Source organism: Streptomyces sp. NPDC090022 (genome assembly GCF_044748145.1).
GTDB lineage: Bacteria > Actinomycetota > Actinomycetes > Streptomycetales > Streptomycetaceae > Streptomyces.
In genome coordinates, this window is sequence record NZ_JBIVFN010000002.1 from 608,262 (window position 1) to 630,850 (window position 22,589).

22 protein-coding genes are annotated in these 22,589 nt (G+C 72.6%); 13 read left to right on the forward strand and 9 right to left on the reverse strand.

The genetic code is table 11. The features are described from left to right. The first annotated feature begins 2 nt into the window (after positions 1-2). The 3 genes from nadC (at position 3) to ACIPXB_RS07420 (ending at position 2,721) form a co-directional block, all read left to right on the forward strand. Positions 3-986, forward strand: coding sequence for a carboxylating nicotinate-nucleotide diphosphorylase (gene nadC, locus ACIPXB_RS07410; protein WP_401445665.1), 984 nt, complete (start codon positions 3-5; stop codon positions 984-986). Further along, positions 986-1,795, forward strand: coding sequence for a type III pantothenate kinase (locus tag ACIPXB_RS07415; RefSeq protein ID WP_401445666.1), 810 nt, complete (start codon positions 986-988; stop codon positions 1,793-1,795). The genes nadC and ACIPXB_RS07415 overlap by 1 nt, the downstream gene beginning before the upstream one ends. A gap of 257 nt (positions 1,796-2,052) precedes the next feature. Continuing rightward, positions 2,053-2,721 carry a GntR family transcriptional regulator gene (locus ACIPXB_RS07420; RefSeq protein ID WP_401445669.1) on the forward strand — a complete coding sequence of 223 codons (669 nt, stop codon included), beginning with the start codon at positions 2,053-2,055 and terminating at the stop codon, positions 2,719-2,721. Between the two features lie 54 nt (positions 2,722-2,775). Here ACIPXB_RS07420 and ACIPXB_RS07425 read toward each other — a convergent pair whose 3' ends face one another. Together ACIPXB_RS07425 and ACIPXB_RS07430 are read right to left on the reverse strand one after the other, a co-directional pair. After that, on the reverse strand, positions 2,776-3,585 hold the full coding sequence (locus ACIPXB_RS07425) for an isocitrate lyase/phosphoenolpyruvate mutase family protein (RefSeq protein WP_401445671.1): 810 nt from the start codon (positions 3,583-3,585) through the stop codon (positions 2,776-2,778). Next, a complete protein-coding gene (locus ACIPXB_RS07430; protein WP_401445673.1) occupies positions 3,582-4,916 on the reverse strand; it encodes a hypothetical protein in 1,335 nt (444 codons plus the stop codon). The genes ACIPXB_RS07425 and ACIPXB_RS07430 overlap by 4 nt, the downstream gene beginning before the upstream one ends. Before the next feature lie 65 nt (positions 4,917-4,981). On the opposite strand from ACIPXB_RS07430, the gene ACIPXB_RS07435 reads away from it, so the two are divergent. Next, complete coding sequence (locus ACIPXB_RS07435; protein WP_401445675.1) at positions 4,982-5,677, forward strand: ArsR/SmtB family transcription factor; 696 nt, start codon at positions 4,982-4,984, stop codon at positions 5,675-5,677. A gap of 40 nt (positions 5,678-5,717) precedes the next feature. On the opposite strand, the gene ACIPXB_RS07440 is transcribed toward ACIPXB_RS07435, so the two are convergent. Next, a complete protein-coding gene (locus ACIPXB_RS07440; RefSeq protein WP_401445676.1) occupies positions 5,718-6,029 on the reverse strand; it encodes a hypothetical protein in 312 nt (103 codons plus the stop codon). Further along, on the reverse strand, positions 6,026-6,289 hold the full coding sequence (locus tag ACIPXB_RS07445) for a hypothetical protein (protein WP_401445677.1): 264 nt from the start codon (positions 6,287-6,289) through the stop codon (positions 6,026-6,028). Before ACIPXB_RS07445 ends, ACIPXB_RS07440 begins: the two co-directional genes overlap by 4 nt. Before the next feature lie 110 nt (positions 6,290-6,399). Between ACIPXB_RS07445 and ACIPXB_RS07450 the strand changes: the two genes are divergently transcribed. The 6 genes from ACIPXB_RS07450 to ACIPXB_RS07475 all read left to right on the forward strand — a co-directional run bounded on the left by ACIPXB_RS07450 (position 6,400) and on the right by ACIPXB_RS07475 (position 9,768). Then, entirely contained in the window at positions 6,400-7,152 is a 753-nt protein-coding gene (locus ACIPXB_RS07450; protein WP_401445679.1) for a GntR family transcriptional regulator, read from the forward strand. 119 nt (positions 7,153-7,271) lie between these two features. Next, positions 7,272-8,000, forward strand: a complete 729-nt coding sequence (locus tag ACIPXB_RS07455) for a hypothetical protein (protein WP_401445680.1) — start codon at positions 7,272-7,274, stop codon at positions 7,998-8,000. A gap of 14 nt (positions 8,001-8,014) precedes the next feature. Then, the gene (locus ACIPXB_RS07460) at positions 8,015-8,182 is read left to right on the forward strand and encodes a hypothetical protein (protein WP_401445682.1); all 168 of its coding nucleotides are present in this window, start codon (positions 8,015-8,017) and stop codon (positions 8,180-8,182) included. A gap of 101 nt (positions 8,183-8,283) precedes the next feature. Continuing rightward, positions 8,284-8,709 carry a BlaI/MecI/CopY family transcriptional regulator gene (locus tag ACIPXB_RS07465; protein ID WP_401445683.1) on the forward strand — a complete coding sequence of 142 codons (426 nt, stop codon included), beginning with the start codon at positions 8,284-8,286 and terminating at the stop codon, positions 8,707-8,709. Between the two features lie 9 nt (positions 8,710-8,718). Further along, positions 8,719-9,264: an amino-acid N-acetyltransferase gene (locus ACIPXB_RS07470; RefSeq protein ID WP_401445685.1), complete on the forward strand. Its 546-nt coding sequence runs from the start codon at positions 8,719-8,721 to the stop codon at positions 9,262-9,264. 165 nt (positions 9,265-9,429) lie between these two features. Then, complete coding sequence (locus tag ACIPXB_RS07475; RefSeq protein ID WP_401445688.1) at positions 9,430-9,768, forward strand: Lsr2 family protein; 339 nt, start codon at positions 9,430-9,432, stop codon at positions 9,766-9,768. On the opposite strand, the gene ACIPXB_RS07480 is transcribed toward ACIPXB_RS07475, so the two are convergent. Then, positions 9,747-10,340: an SCO3374 family protein gene (locus ACIPXB_RS07480; protein WP_401445690.1), complete on the reverse strand. Its 594-nt coding sequence runs from the start codon at positions 10,338-10,340 to the stop codon at positions 9,747-9,749. The genes ACIPXB_RS07475 and ACIPXB_RS07480 overlap by 22 nt on opposite strands. A 431-nt stretch (positions 10,341-10,771) precedes the next feature. Here ACIPXB_RS07480 and ACIPXB_RS07485 point away from each other — a divergent pair, with 431 nt between their 5' ends. Next, on the forward strand, positions 10,772-13,297 hold the full coding sequence (locus tag ACIPXB_RS07485) for an ATP-dependent Clp protease ATP-binding subunit (protein ID WP_401445693.1): 2,526 nt from the start codon (positions 10,772-10,774) through the stop codon (positions 13,295-13,297). Between the two features lie 96 nt (positions 13,298-13,393). On the opposite strand, the gene ACIPXB_RS07490 is transcribed toward ACIPXB_RS07485, so the two are convergent. Next, a complete protein-coding gene (locus tag ACIPXB_RS07490) occupies positions 13,394-16,528 on the reverse strand; it encodes an NACHT domain-containing protein (protein WP_401445695.1) in 3,135 nt (1,044 codons plus the stop codon). 330 nt (positions 16,529-16,858) lie between these two features. Between ACIPXB_RS07490 and ACIPXB_RS07495 the strand changes: the two genes are divergently transcribed. Together ACIPXB_RS07495 and ACIPXB_RS07500 are read left to right on the forward strand one after the other, a co-directional pair. Beyond that, positions 16,859-17,485, forward strand: coding sequence for a M23 family metallopeptidase (locus ACIPXB_RS07495; RefSeq protein ID WP_401445697.1), 627 nt, complete (start codon positions 16,859-16,861; stop codon positions 17,483-17,485). 89 nt (positions 17,486-17,574) lie between these two features. After that, positions 17,575-18,777, forward strand: coding sequence for a cellulase family glycosylhydrolase (locus tag ACIPXB_RS07500; RefSeq protein WP_401445700.1), 1,203 nt, complete (start codon positions 17,575-17,577; stop codon positions 18,775-18,777). Positions 18,778-18,812: 35 nt separating this feature from the next. On the opposite strand, the gene ACIPXB_RS07505 is transcribed toward ACIPXB_RS07500, so the two are convergent. The 3 genes from ACIPXB_RS07505 to ACIPXB_RS07515 are packed head-to-tail and all read right to left on the reverse strand — an operon-like array spanning position 18,813 to position 22,575. After that, a complete protein-coding gene (locus ACIPXB_RS07505; RefSeq protein ID WP_401445702.1) occupies positions 18,813-19,937 on the reverse strand; it encodes a glycosyltransferase family 4 protein in 1,125 nt (374 codons plus the stop codon). Continuing rightward, positions 19,934-21,205, reverse strand: a complete 1,272-nt coding sequence (locus tag ACIPXB_RS07510; RefSeq protein WP_401445705.1) for a polysaccharide pyruvyl transferase family protein — start codon at positions 21,203-21,205, stop codon at positions 19,934-19,936. The genes ACIPXB_RS07505 and ACIPXB_RS07510 overlap by 4 nt, the downstream gene beginning before the upstream one ends. Beyond that, positions 21,202-22,575 carry a lipopolysaccharide biosynthesis protein gene (locus ACIPXB_RS07515; RefSeq protein WP_401445707.1) on the reverse strand — a complete coding sequence of 458 codons (1,374 nt, stop codon included), beginning with the start codon at positions 22,573-22,575 and terminating at the stop codon, positions 21,202-21,204. The genes ACIPXB_RS07510 and ACIPXB_RS07515 overlap by 4 nt, the downstream gene beginning before the upstream one ends. Between the last annotated feature and the right edge of the window lie 14 nt (positions 22,576-22,589).

Sequence of the window (22,589 nt, forward strand, 5' to 3'; positions counted from 1 at the left end):
CCGTGAGCACCCCCGAGCACCCCGAGCACCCCGAGCTTTCCCTGATCGAGCAGAACGAAGGCGGCTGCGGCGACGACTGCGGCTGCGGCGACGACGAGAGCGGCCTGGACCCGGCGCTGGCCCAGCTGCTGGCGGACGCCGGCCTGGACCCCATCGAGGTCGAGGACATCGCGCACATGGCGCTGTCCGAGGACCTCGACGGCGGCGTGGACGTCACCACCGTCGCCACGGTGCCGGAGGAGGCGGTCGCCACGGCCGACTTCACGGCGCGCGAGGAGGGCGTGGTGGCCGGCCTGCGGATCGCCGAGGCCGTGCTGTCCATCGTGTGCACCGAGGCGTTCGAGGTGGAGCGGCACGCCGAGGACGGCGACCGGGTGGCGGCGGGCGAGGTCCTGCTGTCCGTCACGGCCCGCACCCGCGACCTGCTGACGGCCGAGCGCAGCGCCCTGAACATCCTGTGCCGGCTCTCCGGCATCGCGACCGCCACCCGCCGCTGGGCCGACCTGCTGGAGGGCACGGGCGCCAAGGTCCGCGACACGCGCAAGACGACGCCGGGGCTGCGCGCGCTGGAGAAGTACGCGGTGCGCTGCGGCGGCGGCGTCAACCACCGCATGTCGCTGTCGGACGCGGCGCTGGTCAAGGACAACCACGTGGTGGCGGCGGGCGGTGTCGCGCAGGCCTTCAAGGCGGTACGGGAGGCCTTCCCCGACGTCCCGGTCGAGGTCGAGGTCGACACGATGCACCAGGTCCGCGAGGTCGTGGACGCGGGCGCCGACCTGATCCTGCTGGACAACTTCACGGTGCCGGAGACCGAGGAGGCCGTCACGATCGTCGCCGGCCGGGCGCAGCTGGAGTCCAGCGGCCGGCTGACCCTGGAGACGGCCCGCGCCTACGCGCAGACCGGCGTGGACTTCCTGGCGGTGGGCGCCCTGACCCACTCCTCGCCCATCCTGGACATCGGCCTCGACCTGCGCGAGGAGCGGTAATGCTCCTGACGATCGACGTCGGCAACAGCCAGACCGTCCTCGGCCTGTTCGACGGTGACGAGATCGTCGAACACTGGCGGGTCTCGACCGACCCGCGGCGCACGGCCGACGAACTGGCCGTGATGATGCAGGGCCTGATGGGCATGCACCCGATGCTCGGCAACGAGCTGGGCGACGGCATCGACGGCATCGCGATCTGCTCGACGGTGCCGGCGGTCATGCACGAGCTGCGCGAGGTCACCCGGCGCTACTACGGCGACGTACCGGCGGTGCTGGTGGAGCCGGGCGTCAAGACGGGCGTGCCGATCCTCATGGACAACCCCAAGGAGGTCGGCACCGACCGCATCATCAACGCGTGCGCGGCCGTGGAGCTGTACGGCGGCCCGGCGATCGTCGTCGACTTCGGCACGGCGACCACGTTCGACGCGGTGTCGGTGCGCGGGGAGTACGTGGGCGGCGTGATCGCGCCGGGTATCGAGATCTCGATGGAGGCGCTCGGCGTCCGCGGCGCGCAGCTGCGCAAGATCGAGCTGGCCCGGCCGCGCAACGTGATCGGCAAGTCGACGGTCGAGGCCATGCAGGCGGGCGTCGTCTACGGCTTCGCGGGCCAGGTCGACGGGGTGGTCACGCGGATGGCGCGGGAACTGGTCGGCCCGAAGGGCGACCCGGCCGACGTCCACGTCATCGCCACGGGCGGACTGGCCCCGATGGTCCTGGGCGAGTCCTCGGCGGTCGACGTCCACGAGCCGTGGCTGACGCTGATCGGCCTGCGCCTGGTGTACGAACGCAACGCGCCGAACTTCACCTGAGGGGCGGGCCGGGGCTCCGGGCTGGCCGGGATCTCGGCCGGCGTGGCCTACGTTTGGCGCTCCCGGTCGGGGGCTTTAGGGGTGGGCCGGGGTACGGAGCGTGCCGGCCGCCTGCTTCAACCCCCGCCGGTCGGGCGTTGCCGGGCCCTGGGTTGCCCACCGCCCCCACGGGCGGGCGTGGGGGCGGGGCGGGTCGGCCGGGTTGGGCCGAGGCTTCGCAGGCCGGCCGGGATCCCGGCCTGCGTGACCGACGTTCGGTGCTCCCGGCCGGGACTTCGAGGTGGCCGGGTGCTGCCCGGCCCGAGATCGCCGGCCAGTGGCAGGCCGCGGCCGCCACGGTCTCCCGCGCCTTGCAGGCTCTCCAGGTGGAGAACTTCATCCGCACCACCCCCCGGGGTACGTACGTCGCCGACGATCCGCGCTGGACGCTGTCGGCGCGGGACCGCCTGGCCCGGGTCCAGCGGGTGAAGTCGTTCCTGGCCGAGGGCGAGACGAGCCGGGTGACGGCCGCGGAGCTCATCGTCCCGCCGCTGTATGTGGCGGAGGTCTTCGATCTGGAGGCCGGGGATCAGGTGGTCCGGCGCGAGTGGCTGGCCGGCCGGGGCAAGACCCGGACCGTGTTCGCCGTGACGTGGTACCCGGCCCCGTTCGCCGCCCTCGTACCGGATCTGCTGAACACCGCCCCCGGCCGCAATCACGGACTGTCCGCCCGGGTGCTGGAAGCCACCGGACGCACGATCACCCACGCCCGCGACGACATGCACGCCCGCCCCGCCGACGCCCGCGAGGCGAGTGCCCTCGGCCTGCCGGTCGGCTCCCCGATCCTGGCCGGCGCCCACCGCTGGTCGGACGCGGAGGGGATCATCGAATACGGGGAGTGGTGCCTGCCGCCCCGGTTCACCATCGGCTACGCATACCAGCCCTGACCGAGCGAGAGCTCTGCCGGCGTCCACGCGCACCGTGGTGCCAAGGGCGGGTCCTCAGCGCCCGCGTGAGGCCAGGTCCTGTACCGCGGCATAGCCGGGGATTGCGGGCGTCTGCGGGAACACACCGCTCGCGCGCAGGCCGACGGCGGTGTCCACGGCCGCACCGAGGGCGAGCCGGAACAGCAGTGAGCCGAGACTGACCCGGCGCACACCGAGGTCGGCCAGGCGGGCGAGAGGTGGCCCGTCCGGTGTGGCGAGGACGTTGAGCGGCAACGCGGTCGCGTCCACCGCCGCTGCGATGGACGCCGGATCGGTCAGACCCGGCACGAAGACGCCGTCCGCGCCCGCGTCCTGGTAAGCCGCCAGGCGGGACGCTGTCTCCGCCTCGTGTCCCCCGCCCAGCCAATGGGTGTCGGTGCGGGCATTGACGAAGAGCCCGCGCACGGCTGCCTTGACCGCGGTGATCTTCGCCGCGTGCAGGCGCGGCGGGGTGAGACCGCCGTCGGCGCGGCCGTCCTCCAGGTTGATGCCGACCGCGCCCGCCTCGGCGAGTTCCGCCGCGAGGCCGGCGACCTCGGCCGGGTCGTCGCTGAAGCCGCCCTCGACGTCGACGGAGAGCAGGAAGGGCCCGCTGCCGAGGAGGCGCGCGAGCCGCAGCGTCTCGGCTCGGGTCCGGCCGACCCCGTCCGGCAGCCCGGCCGCGGCGGCGACACCCAGGCTGGTGGTGCCGACGGCGGGGAAGCCGGCCACGGCCAGCGCGGCTGCGGAAGCGTGGTCCCAGGCGTTCGGCAGCAATATCGGCGCGCCGGGGCGGTGGTGCAGTTCACGGAAGGCGATGGCGGCGGAAGCGCTGACCGTGCTCATGCCCGCTCCTCGGGGTCGGCAGCGGTGCCGAGAGGGCCGACGGCCCCGGCGTAGTAGTCCAGCGAGCCGGCGACGTGTGCGGCGAGCAGCCGGAAGGACCAGCCCTGGCCGGGCGAGCGGTCCAACTGTGCGTCGCTCAGCGCCCGGAGGCGGTCGGCCCAGATTCTGCCGAGCCGGACCAGGCGGCTACGCGCCTCGTCGAGGTCTCCCGTGGTGAACGGCGCGAGGTCGGCCGGTGTGGTGATCGCCGATGCCCGCCAGTGGTCCGGCTGCGGCTCCTGGCCGGCCAGACGGGCCTCCAACTCGGCCAGGTGGTCGACCAGATGGTCGGCGACCCGGCGGATTGCCTTGTGCGGCGTGTAGACGCGGTCGTCCACCGCCAGCGGTAGCCCGTCCCAGGCGGTCCAGGTCGCGGCGAGGTTCAGCACGCGTGCGACCGCGTCCGTGACCTGCGCGGCCGGGTCGTCCCGTTCCAGTATTCCGGCGGCGAGCGCCAGTGCCTGGGCCTGCCCCGGGCACCGGTGCGGCCCCGCGCCGAAGGCGAGAGGGGCCGGATCGTCGTCGGAGCCGATGTCCGGATCGGACGGGGCGCCGCCGGCGGGGGTGCCCCGCTCCACGGCGGTGACGTCGATCAGCACCACCTCCCCGGCCCGGAAGTCCAGCGCGCCCACGCGGACGTCCGCCGGCGCTCGTCGGCGCAGCGCGGTCACGGGTGGGTCCTGCCGCAGCACCTCGGCGAGGAGGGCGTCCGCGCCACCTGGTGGGAGTCCGTCCGGCGCGGCCCGGCGGGCGTGCTCGACCCATCGGGCGGTCGCGTCGCACGCCTGCACCAGCAGCCCGATCCGCTGCGCGGCGGCCTCCAGGTCCGCCACGCCGTCCCCCTCGGCGGTCCGGGCGAGCAGTGACGCGACGGCTTCGTCGGCGGTCTTCTCCTGGGCGGGCGTCAGGTCGCTGCCGAAGTATCCGGCAGAGACGGTCATGACCGCGTCGGCCACTGCGTCCGGGCCCGCCAGACCCAGCTCCTCGGCCAGGATGCGTACGACAGTGTGCCGGTCGTCCGCGCCGACCACCGAGCCGGCAGCCGCCTGGCGCAGTTCGCGCGGGTCCAGGCGAGCAAGCGCCAGCACCGCGTGGGCGCGCCGACGGGCGTGCGTCTGCGCGTCGCCGGTGAAGCGGGCGACAGTGGCGCGCAGCCAGGCCAGGGAGCCCGCGGGCGCATCCACCGCGTCAGCAACGGGTTCGGGGACCAGCAGCGGCTGGTCGAGCACGGCACGGGCGTCCGCGTACGCGGTGACACGGGAGGAGCGGACGGACGGGTCGGAGGTCGTCATGCGCCCCACGCTAGGTGCGGGAGACTTCGGCGCCCGCCGAACTGTGGCCGGGGCATGATGGGCCCATGTCCGAGCAACCCCTGGCCCGGCTCGCCGGGCTGCTGGCCGACCCCACCCGTGCCGCGATCTGCCTCGCGCTGTTGGACGGCCGTGCCTGGACCGCGAGCGAACTGGCCCACCACGTGGGCATCGTGGCGTCGACCGCGAGCGAGCAGCTGTCCCGGCTCGTCGCCGGCGGACTGTTGGCCGAGGAGCGCCAGGGCCGTCACCGCTACGTGCGGCTGGCCGGGCCCGGGACCGCCGCGCTGGTCGAGAACATGGCAGCGTTCGCGGCGGAGTCGGGTTCCGCGCCCGTGCCACGCAATCTGCGTGACAGCGTCCGCCGCAGCGCCGAGGCGCGCGCCCGGACGTGCTACGACCATCTCGCCGGCCGCCTCGGCGTCGCCCTGGCGGACGCCCTGCTGGCACGCGGCGTCGTCACGGAGGACACAGGTCTGGCCGTGACCGAACCGGGCCGGGCCTGGCTGGTCGGCATCGGCATCGACATGGACACGATGCGCCGCGGCTCCCGCCCGCTGGTCCGCAGCTGCCTCGACTGGACCGAACGCCGACCCCACCTCGCCGGCGTCCTCGGCACAGCGCTCCGCGCGCACGCGATGGACACCGGCTGGCTCGAACCCATCGGCACCGGCCGCGCCCTCCGGGTAACCCCGTCCGGCGCCGACGCCCTTCACGACCTGTTCGGCATCAGCCTCGACTGAAGGCGCCGGGGCGCCCCCCGCCCCGGGGGCGCCCTCGGGGTCAGACCGGGGGGCGGCCCGGGGTGGGGGTGGGTGGGGGGTTCGGGAGCGGGGGGCCCGGGTTGGGCGGGGGTTCGGGGTAGCCGGGGTTGCGGTGCTTCTCCATGGTCACCATCGACCAGGTCAGCCGGTAGACGCCCAGGGGCGGGAAGAGGTCGACCCGTACCGGGTAGCCCTGTTCGGCGCAGGACGCGCAGAGCAGGTCGCGGGCCGGGCCGGCGCCGGGGGTGCGGACCGCCTGCACCGGCTCCTTCCAGCACGCCTCGCACGTCACGACGTCCGTCGGGCTCGTCGCGAACTCGGCTGTGATCACTCGTTCACCTCGCTTCGATCGATCTCGACCCACACGGTGTCGCCGCCGCCGTGGGTCCGCTGATGGCCGTACCGAGCGCCTTGCGCGAGCGCGCTGAGGATCGCCGCCTGGGGTTCGGGGCCGAGGTCCTCCGGGACGTCCGCCTCGATCCGGATGCGGTCGGAGGTCGCGTGGAGCCGGGGTTCGCCGCCCGTCGCGGCGGCCAGCTGCGCGGCCACGGCCGCGGCGTGGGTCTCGGCGTGGGTCTCGGCGGAAGACACCAATCCTCCTCAGGGTGAGCGCGACGTCGCTCATGGTAATGCTGAAGATTCAGCTTCGACCTGATGAGTTAGCTTGTCAATCTCCGACGGACAGGCACAGGACGGCCCAAATGCCCCGTGAGAACGCGTACTTGCAGGTGGCCGACGCACTCCGCGCCCGTATCGAGGCCGGGGAATGGCCGATCGGCGCGAAACTGCCGTCGCGCGCCCGCTTCGCCGAGGAGTACGCCGTCGGGCAGAACGTCGCGCAGCGCGCGATGGAGCGCCTGATCATCGAGGGCTTCCTGGAGGGCCGGGCCGGTTCCGGTACGTACGTGCGCCGGCCCCGCAAGCGGCTGCGTCTGGTGCGCTCGCGGCAGCGGGCCGCGCGCGCCGGCAGTCCCTTCCACGCCGAGATGAAGGACCAGGGCCAGTCGGCCAGCTGGGACTCGCGCTCGCAGGCCCGCGTTCCCGCGCCGGAGGACATCGCCGCGCGGCTCGCGATCGAGCCCGGGGACCCGTGCGTGCTGACGCATTACGAGTTCCTGGCCGACGGGCAGCCCGTGCAGCTGTCCACGTCCTGGGAGCCGATGGCCGTCACGGGCGGGACCCCCGCCGAACTTCCGGAAATGGGCCGGCTCAAAGGCGTGGGCGTGGTCGAGCGGATGCGGTCGATCGGGATCGACGTCGCGAGCGCGCTGGAAGTCCCCCGCCCCGCCCGTGCCACGCAGGCGCAGGCCAACCTGCTCGGCATCAGCATCGGCGATCTGATCACCGAGATCGAGCGCACGTATTACGACCGCGAGGGCCGGCCGGTGGAGACCGCCGACATCGTGGTGGCCGACATCCGCTCCGAGATCGCCTACGAATTCCGCGTCGACTAGGTCCCGGTTCCGGCCCCGGTCCCGGTCCTGTCCTGGTCCGGTCCGGCGCGCGCCGCGTGCGCCGCGCCGGGAGGGGTGGGGTCGGGGGATTTTGTCCGATTAGCGCGTATCTTCTGGCCATGCCCACGCCCTACGGATCCCGCGGCGGTATGGCCTTCAGCGCGGCGGAGCTGCACGTGCTCCGGCGGTCGCTCGCCCACGCCCTCCAGTCCTCCACGGCCCCCCTGCCCGCCACCGCGGTCCAGGACTGCCTGCGCCTGGCGCAGGCGGTGGACGAAGCGGTGCGTGAGGCGGGCAGGCTCAGAGCGTTCCTGGCGGAGGACCTGGGGCGGTACAGAGCGGCGCTGCCGGGCAGCCTCGTGGGGTATCTGGAGCTGCTGCGGGAGGCCCTGGCGGGCGGGTACGAGCCCGTCGCCGACGATCTGGCCGCCCTGCGGGCGCTGCGCGGGAACCCCGGCGCCGCCGCCCTGCTGGCGTCCGCCGAGGAAGCCGTGCACGAGGCCGCCCAGGAGGCCTCCGGGTGCGGCGTACGGCCGTGGCCCGGCGCCGGCGGTGCGCCGCGGGCCCGGCTGCTGGCCCTCGCCGGCGGCAAGGCGGCGACCGTGCACCGGAGCGCCGGCACCGGCGGCCGGGGCGGGGACCGCGACGCCGGTCAGGGCGGCGGTCGCGGGGGCGGGCGCGGCGGGCGGGAGCGGAGTGACCGGGGCAAGGACAAGGGGGAGGAGCCCAGGCCCGTCCCGGCCGAGCCGAAGCCCGCGCCCGAACGCCCGATCCCGACGCCCGGCGAGGTGTTCCCGCCGCGCCGCAAGCCCACTCCGCCCCCGGCGGCCCGGCGCGCGGCCGGGTAGCTACGCTGGACGCCATGGACTACGTATCCGCGCTCGTGCCCCCCTTCGTGATGGCCGTGTTCTTCATCGCTCTCGTCGTGACGATCGTGAAGAGCCAGGGCGGTGCCAACAAGGCCAAGGAGGACGCGGTCGTCGACGCCGCGATCTCCCGCGCCGAGAGCGGCCAGCCCGTCAGGGATTGACGTGACCGGACGGCCGGCCCACTGGGCCGGCCGTCCGATTTTGTTGTGCGCCCCGACCGAATGGCCGGGAAATTCGGGACATCCCGCACTATCGTGCTGTTGTGCCTCGCCCCCTGGGAGAACTCGAAGACGCGGTCATGACGCGGGTGTGGCAGTGGAACCGCCCGGTCACTGTCCGGGAAGTGCTGGAAGACCTCCAGCAGGAACGGTCCATCGCGTACACCACGGTCATGACCGTGATGGACAATCTCCATCAGAAGGGCTGGGTCCGCCGGGAGGCGGAGGGCCGCGCCTATCGCTATACGGCCGTCTCCACCCGCGCCGCCTACTCGGCCGCACTGATGAACGAGGCCTGGTCCACCAGCGACAACCCGGCGGCCGCCCTCGTCGCCTTCTTCGGGATGATGTCGCCGGAACAGCGCGAGGCGCTGCGCGACGCCGTCCGGATCGTCCAGCCCGAGGCCCCGGACCAGGCGCGCGACGCGGAAGAGGACACCGACGAGCCGCCCGCCGACGCGGGGCGATAGCGTCCGGGCATGGCAGCCGATTCACCTTCCTCCGCGCCCGGTGCGAATGCAAAAGCCGTGACGATCCGCCGGGCCCGCACCGGGGATGTTCCCGCACTGCGCAGGCTCCTCGACCAGTACGTGCAGCAGCGGATCCTCCTCGACAAAGCACCGGTGACCCTTTACGAGGACATCCAGGAGTTCTGGGTCGCGGAACGCGACGCGGACGGCCGGGTAGTGGGCTGCGGGGCACTTCACGTGATGTGGGAAGACCTTGCCGAGGTACGCACGCTCGCCGTCGACCGCGACTTGAAGGGCGGGGGCGTGGGGCATCAGGTGCTGGACAAGTTGCTCGCCACCGCCCGCTCCCTGGGTGTGCGCCGGGTATTCTGCCTGACCTTCGAAGTGGACTTCTTCGCGAAGCACGGCTTCGTCGAGATCGGCGAGACCCCGGTGGAGACCGATGTCTACACCGAGCTCCTGCGTTCCTATGACGAGGGCGTCGCCGAGTTCCTCGGTCTCGAACGAGTGAAGCCGAACACCTTGGGCAACAGCCGGATGCTTCTGCACCTCTGAACGATCAGCACGGCTTTTCCGGCCCCCCGCCCCCCTGTGGCCTATGTCCGAATCGCGCACGTTTCCCGTCCTGTTGCGGTCCTGAACCTCTCCCCGGGGGTTTGTGTTTTTCAGGCAAAAGCGGTTTCCTTTCCGCGTACTGCATTTTCGATGAAAGGAAATCCGGTGGCACAGAAGGTTCAGGTCCTTCTTGTCGACGACCTCGACGGTGGCGAGGCGGACGAGACCGTGACGTTCGCGCTGGATGGCAAGACCTACGAGATCGACCTCACCACCGCCAACGCGGAAAAGCTCCGCGGCCTGCTCGAGCCGTACACCAAGGGCGGCCGCCGCACCGGTGGCCGGGCGGCCGCCGGGCGTGCCAAGGGCCGGGCCGCCGTGAGCTCCGGCAACCCGGACACCGCCGAGATCCGCGCGTGGGCCAAGGCCCAGGGCCTGAGCGTCAACGACCGCGGCCGCGTGCCGCAGGAGATCCGCGAGGCCTACGAGAACGCCAAGGTCTGACCGGGACCGCAGGCGCGGGCGGCGTACACCGGCGCCGCACGCGCCAGGCGGGCCCGGTGGCACTGGGTCGCCGCCGCACCGACCAGCCGGACCAGGTCGGGCCCCCGCGCGGGCCCGGCGGCCCGGCTGCCGCCGCCGTCGGCGGACAGGGCGGGCAGGGACGCCTCGCACCCCGGCTCGGGGGGCCGCAGCCATACGGCGGCCTCCTGGGAACCGCCGCACCAGCCCGGGGGCGCGGGAGCGGTGATCCGGCCCCCCGCACCCAGGGCGGTCAGGTCCAGGGCGACCCCGCCCCATTCCAGCCAGTCGAGCAGCCCCGGCAGCTCGTCGGCGGACCCCGCGGCCACCAGGAACCGCATCCTGCGCCCCATCCGGGCCACCGGACCGGTGGCGACCGGAGAGCACAGCAGCGCCGCCCCGGCGTCGGCGGGCACCTCCAGGACGTCGAAGTGCGTCCCGGTGACCAGCTGGACCGGCGGACCGCCGGCCACGGGCCAGCCCATGACCTGCGTGTACCAGGGGGCGTACGCGCTCTCGGGTGCGACGCGGGGGAGCGGCACGGTGGGGGCCATGCCCGGAGCAACGGCGTCCGGCACGCCGCGGTTACGCGCCGTTCCGGCATACATGCGAAACGTGAAGATCAGGGACGCAAGCTTGTTCGCCCTTAGCGGAGCAACACCGTGCTGAGGGCATGGACTGTCCGCCCTTACGGGTAGGACATTCCTAGGGGCCCCAGGGCCGACACGCTGTTTTGACGGGTGCCGTTCGCCGTCGGCGTACACGTGTGACGGGTATCTGCCTGGCCTGCGGGAACATCGTCTCCCACTATCGGGTTGGAGCAGTTGTCGGCTGTTCAGGCCGGTTTTTCCTCACCGACGTGGGGGTGAGCCGCGGTGGATGTCGGCAGTTGGAATGAGCTGTCCCGTCCTGCGGGACTAGCATGCGGAAGGACAGGGAGGGGACCGCCCCCTTACTGCCCGACCGCTCTGAGGAGCGATTAACGATGTTCGAGAGGTTCACCGACCGCGCGCGGCGGGTTGTCGTCCTGGCTCAGGAAGAAGCCCGGATGCTCAACCACAACTACATCGGCACCGAGCACATCCTTCTGGGCCTGATCCACGAGGGTGAGGGTGTCGCCGCTAAGGCCCTGGAGAGCCTCGGGATTTCGCTCGAGGCGGTTCGCCAGCAGGTTGAGGAGATCATCGGCCAGGGCCAGCAGGCTCCGTCCGGTCACATTCCCTTCACCCCGCGTGCCAAGAAGGTCCTGGAGCTCTCGCTCCGTGAGGCCCTCCAGCTCGGCCACAACTACATCGGCACCGAGCACATCCTGCTCGGCCTCATCCGCGAGGGCGAGGGCGTCGCGGCCCAGGTCCTCGTGAAGCTGGGCGCCGATCTCAACCGGGTCCGGCAGCAGGTCATCCAGCTGCTCTCCGGTTACTCCGGAGGCGGCAAGGAGGCGGCCACGGCCGGCGGCCCGGCCGAGGGCTCGCCCTCGACCTCGCTCGTCCTGGACCAGTTCGGCCGCAACCTCACCCAGGCGGCCCGCGAGTCCAAGCTCGACCCGGTCATCGGGCGCGAGAAGGAGATCGAGCGGGTCATGCAGGTGCTGTCCCGCCGTACCAAGAACAACCCGGTGCTCATCGGCGAGCCCGGCGTCGGCAAGACCGCCGTCGTCGAGGGCCTGGCGCAGGCGATCGTCAAGGGCGAGGTGCCCGAGACCCTCAAGGACAAGCACCTCTACACCCTCGACCTCGGCGCCCTGGTCGCCGGCTCCCGCTACCGCGGTGACTTCGAGGAGCGCCTGAAGAAGGTCCTCAAGGAGATCCGCACCCGCGGCGACATCATCCTGTTCATCGACGAGCTCCACACCCTGGTGGGTGCGGGTGCCGCCGAGGGCGCGATCGACGCCGCCAGCATCCTCAAGCCCATGCTGGCCCGCGGTGAGCTCCAGACCATCGGTGCGACCACGCTGGACGAGTACCGCAAGCACCTGGAGAAGGACGCGGCCCTGGAGCGCCGCTTCCAGCCCATCCAGGTCGCGGAGCCGTCGCTGCCGCACACCATCGAGATCCTCAAGGGTCTGCGCGACCGGTACGAGGCCCACCACCGTGTGTCCATCACGGACGAGGCCCTCGTCCAGGCGGCCACCCTGGCCGACCGGTACATCTCGGACCGCTTCCTCCCGGACAAGGCGATCGACCTGATCGACGAGGCCGGCTCCCGGATGCGCATCCGCCGGATGACCGCGCCGCCGGACCTGCGCGAGTTCGACGAGAAGATCGCGGGTGTGCGCCGCGACAAGGAGTCGGCGATCGACTCCCAGGACTTCGAGAAGGCGGCTTCCCTCCGGGACAAGGAGAAGCAGCTGCTGACGGCGAAGGCCAAGCGCGAGAAGGAGTGGAAGGCCGGCGACATGGACGTCGTCGCCGAGGTCGACGGCGACCTGATCGCCGAGGTCCTCGCGACCGCGACCGGCATTCCCGTCTTCAAGCTGACCGAGGAGGAGTCCTCGCGGCTGCTGCGCATGGAGGACGAGCTCCACAAGCGCGTCATCGGGCAGAAGGACGCCATCAAGGCCCTTTCGCAGGCGATCCGCCGTACGCGGGCCGGCCTGAAGGACCCGAAGCGTCCCGGTGGCTCGTTCATCTTCGCCGGCCCGTCCGGTGTCGGTAAGACCGAGCTGTCCAAGACGCTCGCCGAATTCCTCTTCGGCGACGAGGACGCGCTGATCTCCCTCGACATGTCGGAGTTCAGCGAGAAGCACACGGTTTCCCGCCTCTTCGGTTCGCCCCCCGGCTACGTGGGCTACGAAGAGGGCGGCCAGCTCACCGAGAAGGTGCGCCGCAAGCCGTTCTCCGTCGTCCTCTTCGACGAGGTCGAGAAGGCCCACCCGGATATCTTCAATTCCCTTCTCCAGATCCTGGAGGACGGTCGCCTGACCGACTCCCAGGGCCGGGTCGTGGACTTCAAGAACACGGTCATCATCATGACGACCAACCTGGGTACGCGGGACATCTCGAAGGGCTTCAACCTGGGCTTCGCCGCCCAGGGCGACGTCAAGACCGGGTACGACCGGATGAAGGCCAAGGTCAACGAGGAGCTGAAGCAGCACTTCCGCCCCGAGTTCCTCAACCGTGTCGACGACACGGTGGTCTTCCACCAGCTGTCGCAGGAAGACATCATCCAGATCGTCGACCTGATGATCGCCAAGGTGGACGAGCGCCTGAAGGACCGCGACATGGGCATCGAGCTCAGCGGCGAGGCCAAGCTCCTGCTGGCCAAGCGCGGCTACGACCCGATCCTGGGCGCCCGCCCGCTGCGCCGCACGATCCAGCGCGAGATCGAGGACATCCTCTCCGAGAAGATTCTCTTCGGTGAGCTGCGCCCCGGTCACATCGTGGTCGTCGGCACGGAGGGTGAGGGCGAGACCGCCAAGTTCACCTTCCGCGGCGAGGAGAAGTCGGCGCTGCCGGACGTTCCCCCGATCGAGGCGTCGGGCTCCGGCCCGGACCTGAGCAAGGGCGCGTAACCGCGCCGGGCAGCATCCAAGGGGCGGCCCCGGGACCACGAGTCCCGGGGCCGCCCCTTTTCCGGCCCCCCTTTTTTCCGGCTCGGCCCGGGGCGCCTACTCCTCCACGTAGACGCTGGAAGGCAGCAGCCTGATGTACGCGGGGGAGTGCGCCACCAGGTTGAGCTGGAGCGTGCGCAGGGCGGGGAAGAGCTGCGGGATCCGCTTGATCACCGCCTTGGGCGGCTCCTTCGACGACGCGAACCGCAGGGTCATCACGCCGCTGAGCTCCAGGCCGCGGGGCGCCGTGGCCAGGTCGGGGCCGGCCACCATCAGGTCCCCGAGGTGGGGCAGGCCGGCGATCTCGTTCCAGTCCACGGCCGACCGCGGGCCCGTGGTGTCGTCCAGGTGCAGGGTGTGCAGCTCCTGCTGCCGGAGGAGTCCCTTGAGGACGCGCCCCTGAGGGCATTCGCCCAGGCCGAGCTGGTGGAGCCGGATCGAGGGGTCCAGGTGGGACGGGGACCAGGCCCGCAGGGGCGGGCCCGACAGGGCCAGCAGGCGCAGGCCGTGCCAGGTGCTCACGGCGTACAGGCTGTCGGTGACCTCGCCGAGCCCGAGCCACGCCGTGGTGATGCCCGCGTGCTCCAGGCCCCGCAGATCGCGCAGCCGGTTGCAGGCGCGGAAGGAGACGTGGGTGAGTTCCTCGTGCCCGCGCAGGAATCCGACGCCGGTCATGTCCCAGTTGTCGGACACGGTCAGCGAGCGCAGCGGGACACGGTTCGCATAGGCGGCGATCGCCGCCTGGGAGACGTACCCGCGGACGGTCAGGGAGGCCTGCGGAGCCACCTCCGCCAGGACCTCCAGCTGCGCGTCGGAGGTCACGGTGAACGTGACCCCGTCCGGGTCGAGACGGGCGAGCACCTCCTCCGCGTACCGCCGGGCGTCGAAGTGCTCCCACGCGGCCGCGAGCGCGGTCCGGGCGGCCGGCGACGCCTCCTGGCAGAACTGGGTCAGGTAGCCCATGGCCCGGTCGGTGCCGAGTTTCGCCGCGGCCTGGATGACGTACGGCAGGTGGTGCAGTGCCACGTCGTCGGGTCCGGGGAGCAGGCCCAGGACCAGCGGGCCCGCCGACGCGAGAGCGCGGGCCGCGTCCGCCGACTGGGGCGGGATCAGCTGCTGCACGGCCTTCTGGACCTCGGCCCTGACGTCCGGGGCGATCTCGGTGGCGTCCTCCAGGCTGGCGAAGGCCAGCAGGGCGGCGCGAGGGGTCTTGCGGGCGAGCAGCTCCTTGAGGAGTTCCCCCAGCTCGCGGGGGCGGGCCTGCGCCACGGCCATGCGGATCACGTCCTCCCACAGGTCGTCCTCGGCGTGCAGGGCGAGCTCGCGCCAGCCGCTCTCGTCCACCAGGGCCCGGGCGCCGAGGAAGTCCTGGAAGGTGCGGTGGATGAAGTGGACCGAGCCGGGCGCCGGCTCGCGCAGCAGGCCGGTGCGCTCCAGGAAGCGGGTGAACACCGCCCGGGCGTCGCCGAGGGCCTGGAGGGAGGGCAGGGAGGGCAGGGCCTCGCCGATGACCGACTCGGCCCGGCGCCGGTCCATCTCGGAGGCCTTGTTGCGGATCAGCCAGACCGCGAGCCGCTGGAGGGCCTGGATCTGGGGTTCGTCGCGCAGCTGCGGGCCCGGCACCTTCCGCTCCCGGTCGCGGCGGGAGAGCAGCATGGACAGGGCCGCGGTGTAGAGGTCCTTGCGGCTCAGGGGCAGGAAGCCGTGCCGGTCCCGGTGCAGTGCGCAGATCAGGCCGCACAGCAGCGGGTTGGTGGCGAGCCGGCCGACGTCCTCCTTGCTGCGCAGCGCCTTCAGCAACTGTTCCTCGTACGCGGGCAGCTCCTCGTCCTCGGGGGTGCCGGTGCGGGCCGCCGTGTGCCAGCGCCGGACGAAGGCGGCCACGTCGGAGGGGGTCATCTCGGAGAGGGTGAGCGCGGCGAAGCGCTGTGCGTCCAGCCATGCGGCGGGTACGGCTGAGGGGCGCGAGGTGATCAGCCAGCGGTTGTCGGGGTACTCGCCGATCAGGCCGGCGAGCCAGGCGTGGGCGTGCTCCCGGACCTCCTCGGAGACCTCGTCGATCCCGTCGACCAGGACCAGGCCGCGGCCGGCCCGCAGGACCCGGTCGGCCCAGCCCACGGGCTGGTCCCCGGCCACCGGCGCGCCGACGGCGTACAGGAAGTCGGCGGGCTCGGGCAGTCCGCCGGGCCGCCGGGCGAGCGTGCGCAGGGGCAGGACGAAGGGGACCAGGCCGCTGACGTAGGTCATCCGCTCCTCGGGGTCGGGGCGGGTGGCCGAGACGGCCAGCCACTGGATCAGCGTGGTCTTGCCGGAACCCGCCTCGCCGCGCAGCAGGACGCGGCCGTGGCGGGCGAGGACCTGGTCGGCGGGGCCGGGCTCGGCGGCCTCGGCGTAGCCGGTCAGCCGCAGGTTCAGCTCGTACTCGCCCGTGGCCGGGTTGAGCACCCAGGCGTCCGCCGGGTCGGTGACCCGGGTCGCCGAGGTGTCGGCGGCCTCCAGGGTCATGTAGGCCGCGTCCAGCGGCCATTTCGCCGGGGACCGGGTCAGATCGATGCCGAAGATCGTCAGCTCGCTGTACCGGGACACGATGTGGTCGCGGTAGCGCCGCTCGAAGGCGGCGTCGGAGGCGTCGGGGCGGGGGAGGCGGGCGGCCGCCGCGTCCGCCGCCGCCACCTGCTCGGCCAGCAGGAGGGTCTGGCGGGGTACGCCGGCCCGCACGAAGGCCGAGCGCCGGGCCAGTGCGTACAGCACGTGCAGGCAGACGGTGGTGAGCAGGCGGTCGTGAAAGGACGAGGTGTCGGGCGAGAGGAAGTGCAGGTAAACGTCCGCCTCATGCACGGCGCGGGCGAGGGCCTCGTGGCCGTTCTGCACGGCCCCGAGGTCGTGCACCTCCAGGCCGCCGAGCGCGTTCAGGCTCTGGCTGAGGGCGTCGGCGGCGCGTGCCCGGCCGCCGACGGGCAGCGGCCGCTCGCCCGCGACCGCCAGGGCCGCCTCGACCAGGGCCTCGGCGATCTCCTGGAGCTCGGCGCCGGCGGGCCTGCGTCCGTCGTCCAGGGCCAGGTAAGCGGAGAGACGGACGGGTGCTTTGCCGGCGGGCCAGTCGTAGCCGGGGCCGCGCCGTAACAGCCTCTCGATGATCGGGCCGATGACTCCGGACGGGATGAGGATGCCGTTGGGCGCAGCTGGGTCCACGGTTCGAGAGCGTATCGACGGCGGCGGCGCCGCGATCCGGAAACGGGCGATCAGGGGCCGGTCGCGGTGACAAGCACCACGGGGCAAATCGGACCTACGAGATGAATTCGTAGATCCAATGGGCGAACGTGCGAAGTCGGGCCGGTCTCCGGCGCAGAACGGGCGCGTCAACGTGATGCGCAGCACGTCCGACCGCTACGAGCTCGGGTAGTAAGGGGGGTGTTTGGGGGATTCGCGGACCCCGGGTTACCAAGGATGAGCAAGCGAGCCCGGCACGAGCCAGAAGTGCCGGGTCACTTCATTCCCCCGCAGCCTGCCGAGAGGTCACCCATGTCCGCGAAGCGCGTCAGCCCCCGTCGTATCCGTACCGCCGTCGTCGCCGCCGGTCTCGGCGCCACCGTGGTGCTCGGGGCGGGGACCGCCTTCGCCGCCGAGGCCCCGGCCTCCGCCACCGCCACCGCCGAGCTGGTCGCCCAGCAGGCCGCCGTCCAGGCCGCGAAGGCCGCCGAGGCCGCCGATGCCGCCAAGGCCAAGAAGTCCGCCTGGCAGGCCCCGCTCGCCAAGTACACGCTCTCCGCCACCTACGGCAAGGGCGGCTCGATGTGGGCGAGCAAGCACTCCGGCCAGGACTTCGCGGTGCCCTCCGGTACCCCGGTCAAGGCCGTGTCCGCGGGTGTCGTGGTCAAGTCCGGCCCCAACGGCGGCGGCGACGGCCCGGCGTACGGCAACGCCGTCGTGATCAAGCACGGCAACGGCATGTACTCGCAGTACGCGCACCTGTCGAAGCTCCAGGTCAAGATCGGCCAGAAGGTCGCCAAGGGCAAGCAGATCGCGCTGTCCGGCAACACCGGCAACTCCAGCGGCCCGCACCTGCACTTCGAGATCCGCACCACCCCGAACTACGGTTCCGCCGTCAACCCGGTCGCCTTCCTGCGCACCGCGGGCGTCACCCTCTGACGAAACGTTTCGAAAGTCGCTGACCAGGGCATTCCGGCCGGAACCCGCCGATCCGGAGCGGCCGGGGCCCTTGGCTTAGGCTGTCCCCCATGGTGGGGCATTCAAGCAAGCGGCAGCGGTTGGTCGTCGCCGTGGTTTCCTTCGTCCTGGCGACGGTCGCGACCGTCATCGCCGCGTCCTCGCCCTCCGGTTCGGCCTCCGAGACCGACGGCGGCTCGAACGGGCCGACGCACCGCCCGCCGGAGCCGCCCAAGGAGCACGACCTGCGCCTGGGCCTGAGCTACGGCGACACCCTCACCTGGAAGTCCGACGAGGGCCTGGCGGCCGCGCTCAACGACGCCGTGGGCCTGGGCACCAAGTGGATCCGGGTCGACCTGTCCTGGAACAACATCCAGCCCGACAGCCCCGCCGGCTACAACTGGCAGCGCTTCGACCGGGTCGTCAAGGCCGCCCGCGAGCGGAACCTGGACGTCCTGGCCACCGTCGCCTACACCCCCAAGTGGGCCCGCGGCGCCTGCAAGGACTCCCGCCCGACCTGCCCGCCGGCCGACCCCAAGAAGTTCGCGGCCTTCGCCAAGCTCGCGGCGCAGCGCTACGCCCCCCAGGGCGTGCACACCTGGGAGATCTGGAACGAGCCCAACATCCCGCAGTTCTGGTCCCCCAAGCCCGACGCCAAGGCCTACACCACCCTGCTCAAGCTGACCGCCAAGGCGCTGCGCGAGGGCGACCCGAACGCGTACCTGATGATGGCGGGCCTGGCCGCCGTCGGCACCTGGGAGCCCATCAAGTACGTCTCCCACCTGGACTACCTCGAACAGGTCTCCAAGCTGGGCGGCAACAAGGTGGTCGACGCGCTCAGCTACCACCCGTACGCCTGGCCGCAGCTGCCCAAGGACGGCAAGGTCTTCAAGGAGATCAGCAGCGCCAGCGAGAACCTCGTCGGGATCGCCGAGCGCCACGGGACGCCCAACATGCCGGTGTGGCTCACCGAGACCGGCGCGCCGACCAACGGCCCCGGCACGGTGGCGCAGAACGAGAAGGCGCACGGCAAGGACATCACCCACGTCACCGAGGAGTTCCAGGCGCGGATCGCCACGGACACCGTGCCGACCGCCGCCCAGGACAAGTACGTGGCGGGCATGTTCTGGTTCGCGCACCAGGACTCGGCCACCGGCGCCGACAAGGCCCACTCCAAGTACTACGGGCTGCGCCGCTACGACGGCACGCCCAAGCCCGCCTTCGCCGCCCTGCGCACGGCCATCGAGGAGTACAAGAAGAAGCACCCGAAGTGACCCCCCCCGGAAGGGGGGGGCGCGGCCGGGCGGCGTCACAGCGAGCGGAACAGCTCCACGTAGCGCGCGGTCAGGGTGTCCCACGCGTAGTGCTCCTCGGCCCGCCGCCGTCCCGCGGCGCCCAGCCGGTCGGCGAGCTCCGCGTCGTCCAGCAGCCGCGCGCAGGCCGCCGCCAGCGCCTCCGCATCCCCGGGCGGTACCAGCAGTCCGCTCTCGCCGTCCTCGATGACGTACGGGATGCCGCCGACCGCCGAGCCCACCACGGGCGTACCGCAGGCCATCGCCTCCACCAGTGCCATCCCGAAGGACTCCGACGCGGTCAGCGAGGGCAGCGCCAGTACGGCCGCCCCGCGCACCGCCGCCACCAGCGCGTCCCCGGTCAGCTCCCCGGCCGCCTCGACCCGGTCGCCCACCCCGAGGTCCGCGGCCAGCGCCAGCAGGTCCGCCACCATGTCCCCGCCGCCCACCAGCCGCAGCCGGGCGTCCGGCACCCGGGCCAGGGCCCGCACCAGCACGTCGACGCCCTTCCACGCGGACGAGCGGTCCATCCGGCCGACGTAGAGCAGGGTGCGCCCGCGCCCGGACGGTGGGCCGCCCGGCGTGAACCGCGCGGTGTCCACGCCGGGGGTGATCTCCACGGCGTGCGGCTGACCGGCCGCCAGCGACACCGGGGAGACGGCGACCAGCGCCCGGGCCCGCCGGAACACCCGGGGCAGCACCCGCCGCTCGTACGCCCCGATCAGCCGGTCGGCGGCGCCGCTGCCGGGCAGGCCCTTGTGCATCGAGCCCGCGTGGTACGTCAGCACCGCGGGCCGGCGGCGCCCGGCGAGCGCCACCGCGAGGTCCCCCAGCCCCGGCACCGGCGCGTGGGCGTGCACCACGTCGGCCCCGGTGCGGCGCAGCCAGTGGCGCAGTTGCAGCGGCCACAGGGGGCTGAGCGGGGTGTTGGACAGCCGCAGCCACACGCCGAGCCGGACCACCCGTACGCCGTCCTCGGTGCTGACGGTGGTCCGCAGCCCGCGCGGGGCGGTGGTCAGGACGACGGCGTCCAGGCCGGGTGCGGCGGCCACGGCGCGCGCGACGCGGGCCGCGTAGTGCTCGACGCCGCCGATGTGCGGGGGGTAGTAGGGGGTGACGACGGCCACCGTACGGCGCTTCACGCGGCGCTCCGCGGCGCCGTACGGGCGGGCAGGGCCCGCAGCATCGCGGGGAGGCGCTCGGCCTCGGCGACGTAGCCGGGCAGCCGCGCGGCGAGTTCCGTCCGGTAGCCGGTGTCGTCGGCCAGCAGCGGTTCGACCAGGGCCCACAGGCGGGTGTGGGTGACGTCGGCGATGGGCAGGACGTACGCGCCGAGGCCGAGGTCGGCCATGATGCCGCGGGTCTTGTGCTCGTACTCGATGGCCACGCAGGGGACCCCGCTGGTCAGCGAGAAGATCACCGAGTGGAAGCGGGTGCCGATCAGCAGGGCGCACTCGCCGTAGACGCCCTTGAGGTCGCGGTAGTCGACGCGCTCGTCGATCAGCAGCGGTGCCGAGGCGCAGTGGGCGGCGATCCGGCGCTCCACGATCCGGTCGTCGTCGCCCAGGTAGTCGGTGCTGACCTGCGGGATGAGGACCACGCGGGCCCCGGTGGCCTGGACGGAGTCGATGGTGGCGGCCAGCGCCCGCTCGTACGCCTCCTGGGCGGCCGGGGCGAGCCAGCGGCGGGCGGTGACGCCGACCAGCCGCTGCCCGGGGGCGACGCCGAGGCGGGCCCGCCAGTCGGAGGTGACGGGCGGGTCGAAGGCGAACCCGGAGTCCACGGCGCGCGTGATGCGTTCGGCAGGCAGTCCGCAGGAGCGCAGCTGGCCGACGCTGACGTCCTCGCGGGCCAGGACCAGCGGGGAGCGGCCGAGCGCGCGGCGGACCAGCCGGCGCTGGGCGGCGGCCGGGAAGGGCCCGTACGACTGGGGTGCGAAGACGACGGGGACGCCGGCCCGCTGGGCCAGCAGGACCGGCAGGAGCACGAAGAAGACGTTCTGGTGGCCGTCGAGCCCGGGCCGGGCCAGGACGTAGGCGCCGCCGTTGGACACCACCAGGTCGGCGGCGGCCAGCGCCTCGGCCTCGCGCCGGGCCTCGGCGGGCAGCGCCCGGCGCAGCAGGGCGGCGGCGGGGCGGGGCAGCAGGAGCAGCCCGGCGCCGAGCGTGCCGACGACGAGCTTGCGCAGCAGCCGCCGGGGCAGCGAGACGGTGCCGTCGGCGACGTGGCGGCGCAGCGAGCCGAGGTTGGGGGCGTCCTCGAAGTCGGGGTGGACGGCGGGGTCCTCCATGCCGGCGACGCTGACGTGGGCGCCGGGGAACGCCTCCCGTACGTGGCGCAGGCAGACGGACAGGAGCGCGGCGTCGCCGGCGTTCTCCCGTACGTACGCGTTGATCACCACGATCTTCATGGGTACCTCTCGGCGTTCTCTGGGTCCGGATGCGACGGATGCGACGGATGCGATGGATGCGACGGGTGCGACGGGTGGGGCAGGCGGACGGCCCGGAGCTGGATCGTGTCGACGGGGGACCAGGCCGGCCCCGGATCGACGTCCGGCTCCGGCGGGCGGGGCGCGGACGGCCGCCCGCGCAGCAGCGCGACGGTGGCGAACAGCCCGGCCGCCAGGTTGCCCGCGCCCCAGGCGTACCCCACCCAGACCAGCCCGCGCGGCGCCCACACCGCGGCGAGTCCGATGGTGGTGGTCGCCAGGATGACGTTGGCGGTGATGAGCCGTTTCATCCGCTGCGCGAGCTTGAGCCCGAAGCAGGCCCAGGTGTTGAGGGCGACGGGGAGCGCGGCCACGGCGAGGACGGTCAGCAGGCCTTGGGCGCTGGCGGCGTAGGTGCCGCCGAACATGCGCAGCAGGAGCCCGCTGCCGAGGGCCACCACGGCGACGGCGGGCACCTGCACGGTCGCGATGATCCGCGCGGAGCGGCGCAGCAGCTCCCCGAAGCGGGACTCGTCGGAGGAGACCTCGGCGAAGACGGCCTCGCCGACGGCGGTGGACACGGAGTTGAGCAGGGCCGCTATCTGGAAGGCCACGAAGTAGTAGCCGGCCTCGGCGGCGCCCAGCATCTGGAGCACGATCAGCGGGGTGACCAGCACGGGGGCGAGGTTGATCAGGCTGGAGACGTAGCTGGCCAGGGAGAAGCGCAGCTGCTCGCGCAGCCGGGTGCCGCGGGTGCGCACGTCGAAGCGGAAGGCGAGGCGGCGGCGCATCACCAGCAGGGCCGCCGCCACCGCGACCGCGTAGCCGACACCGGCGGCGCCGACGATGCCGACGGCGCCGAAGCCGACGAGGGCGACCGGGGCGGCGATCTTGGCCAGGCCCTGGAGCAGCCCGTCGACGAGGACGTTGTACTGCGCCATGCGGGCGCTGATGAACACCGACTTGACCAGCAGGTTCACCGCCGCGCAGACGCAGAACAGCACGAAGAGCACGGGCAGCTGCGGATGGTCGCGGATGAACAGCAGCTTGTGGCCGTACCAGGGCAGTCCGGCCAGGTAGACGGCCGCGGCCACGCACGCGACCAGCACCACCACCGCCATGGACTGGGTGATCTGCCCGTTGCGGGAGGCGTCGTCGGCCGGGAAGCGGATCAGGGTGCTGTTGAGGCCGCACATGCTCAGGTAGGCCAGCAGGGAGGTGGCCGAGATGAGGGAGGTCGCGAGCCCCACCTGCTCGGGGGAGTAGAAGCGGGCGACGACGACCCAGAAGAGGAAGCTCAGGCCCGCCGTCGTCACCGTGGACGCCAGCAGGAAGAAGGAACTGCGGAACATCTGGTCCGCAGGAC